The organism is Helicobacter vulpis (genome assembly GCF_003660395.1).
GTDB classification, from domain to species: domain Bacteria; phylum Campylobacterota; class Campylobacteria; order Campylobacterales; family Helicobacteraceae; genus Helicobacter; species Helicobacter vulpis.
Map to the genome: position 1 here is coordinate 1 of NZ_QXQT01000075.1, position 779 is coordinate 779.

The 779-nt window shown below is 45.4% G+C and carries 1 rRNA gene; it reads left to right on the plus strand.

From position 1 onward, the window contains the following. Positions 1-210: 210 nt before the first annotated feature. Positions 211-779: ribosomal RNA gene (locus tag EAO38_RS08620) — 23S ribosomal RNA — on the plus strand; the annotation flags it as partial.

Here is a 779-nt window from a genome sequence, read left to right on the forward strand (position 1 = left end):
CCTAACCCCTTAAGCCCCCCCTAAGCTTCAAAAAGATAGAATCGCGTTTTGCTTCTAAGAAAGCTTGTTTGAAAAGCTTCTTGGTTATGTTATTTGACTTTTCATTGTCAATAGCCTATGTAAAGGTAAAAACTACAAAGCCAAAGAATTATACTCAATAAGGCGGTAGAAATCTTATCAAGGCAGTTTAGCGGATATGCTAACTGAAACAAACAAGATGTTAAGAGTAGATGGTGGATGCCTTGGGTAGTAGAGGCGATGAAGGACGCACTAGACTGCGATAAGCTACGGGGAGCTGTCAAGAAGCATTGATCCGTAGATCTCCGAATGGGGCAACCCAACTTACAGCAATGTAAGTTACTCTATTTAGAGAGCGAACCTAGCGAAGTGAAACATCTCAGTAGCTAGAGGAAAAGAAATCAACGAGATTCCCTGAGTAGTGGCGAGCGAAAGGGGAAAAGGGCAAACCGCGTGCTTGCACGCGGGGTTGAGGACGACAACATTCAAGGGGATTGTCTAGCAGAGTTACTTGGAAAGGTAAGCCATAGAAGGTGATAGCCCTGTATGCGAAAGACAAGCCCTAGATAGTCGTATCCAGAGTAGGCCAGGACACGTGAAATCCGGGCTGAAGCCGGGGAGACCACTCTCCAACCCTAAATACTACTACTACACCGATAGCGCACAAGTACCGTGAGGGAAAGGTGAAAAGAACCGTGGGTAACGGAGTGAAATAGAACCTGAAACCATCTACTTACAATCATTCAGAGCCCTATTGTGGG